The organism is Trebonia sp. (genome assembly GCF_049794275.1).
GTDB lineage: Bacteria > Actinomycetota > Actinomycetes > Streptosporangiales > Streptosporangiaceae > Trebonia.
Genome location: NZ_JBARCR010000873.1, coordinates 1 through 1,612, shown reverse-complemented (window position 1 = coordinate 1,612; position 1,612 = coordinate 1). Strand labels below are relative to the sequence as shown.

The window sequence follows — 1,612 nt, the reverse complement described above, 5'->3', positions numbered from 1 at the left end:
ACGAGTTCTCGCTGCCGGAAAACGCGACCGACCTGGCCACCTACGCCCAGCTGGCGGGGTGGCACAACCTGACGTTCGACCAGGAAGTCAACCAGGTAACCCTCGACTACACGCACCTGGTGCAGATGGTCGCCGCCGCGATGCACAAGCAGCACCGGCTGCTGCGGGTGGCGTCCCTGGTCAGGAACAACGACATGGTCGATTCCGAGGTAACCAACGTCGCGCCTTACCTATTTGATTACGGCAACCTGGCCAAGTACGCCGACCAGCTGGTGCTGATGGCCATCGACTTCCACTATCAAGGCGGCACCCCGGGGCCCATCTCGCCGCTGGCCGACGTCACCCAGGTTGCGAATTACGTGCGCAGCTACGGCGTACCGCTGAGCAAGCTCGCCATCGAGGTGCCCAACTACGCCTACGACTGGCCGGTCACCGCCAGCGGCGCGAACGCGACCAACTCGCACGGCCAGGTGGTCCAGGCCGCCTCGCTGAACCCCACCCAGCTGGCCGCGGAAATGCAGGCCGGCAACTGGCGAAAGGTGGGGACGCAGGACGGCGAAACCCAGTACAGCTACACGACCACGGCCGGCGGGAAGACCGTACAGCACATCGTGTGGGACTCAGCCACGGGTATCGCCTACGAGAAAGCACAGCTGGCGAAGGTGCTGCCTGGGGTTGCGATCACCATTTGGCAAATAGGCAATAACGATCCGGTCGGGACCACGCTGGCCGCGCAAGTAAAGTAAAATAGAGTTAACCGAGTAACAACTGATCCATCAGCGGAACACAGGGGGTACTGTGATCTCTCTACTACCCTGTGTAACTTCTGAACCAGCTATGTAGGACATGAACTAGACACGTCGCACACATTCGGCTAAAGTAATGGTGCCGTTAATTGCGACGGCGCCGTGCTATCGTGTCCCCGCAACGATGGCTCAGTACCGCGTTCTACGACAGCGTTACTGCGATGCGTCAGTTTTCGCAGCTAAGGGAACCGAACGCCTCTAAACAGTAAGAGACAGCCATGAAAAGCGGGGGGAAGTCGTTGTACCGGCAACAGCCGAAAGAGGACGACTTGCAGCGGCCGCACTCAGTGCGGAACCTTGTGATCGGCACCGGTGTACTGGGCGCCATCACACTCATCTGCTGGTACGGGGCCGGCGCGTCCCAGTCCGGCAGTTCGTCGAACGGGTTCATCATCTGCAGCGCGGCTAACTGCCCGGCGTCGTCGTCGGGGGGGCTGCTGGGGGCGTCCCCGGCCGCCGCGCAGGCCAACGCCAACGGCGGTTCCGGCGGCAACCCGAAGGCGATTAGCGGCTCGACCAAGCGGTCGGGAAGCGTCACCGGGCTCTCGCCGATCATCAGCGCCCTGGTTAGCCCGCCGACCACGGGCACGGGCACCACCGTCGGCCCGGTCGTGCACCCGTCGACTTCCGCGTCGGGCACGACGCCGACGACGCCCGCTACGGTCAAGCCGACCACGGTCGCGCCCACCACGGTCAAGCCGACCACGGTCGCGCCCACCACGGTGGCCCCGACCACGGTGGCCCCGACCACAGTGGCCCCGACCACGGTCGCGCCGACCACAGTGGCCCCGACCACAGTGGCCCCG

The 1,612-nt window shown here is 64.3% G+C and carries 2 protein-coding genes; both read left to right on the top strand.

Translation table 11 applies throughout. From position 1 onward, the window contains the following. Window positions 1-746 (top strand): glycosyl hydrolase family 18 protein (locus WA805_RS22570; RefSeq protein ID WP_425243334.1); only part of this gene is annotated, 746 nt, incomplete at its 5' end. A gap of 278 nt (window positions 747-1,024) precedes the next feature. Next, window positions 1,025-1,612, top strand: a 588-nt coding sequence (locus WA805_RS22565; RefSeq protein WP_425243333.1) for a hypothetical protein, incomplete at its 3' end; no start/stop codon positions are given.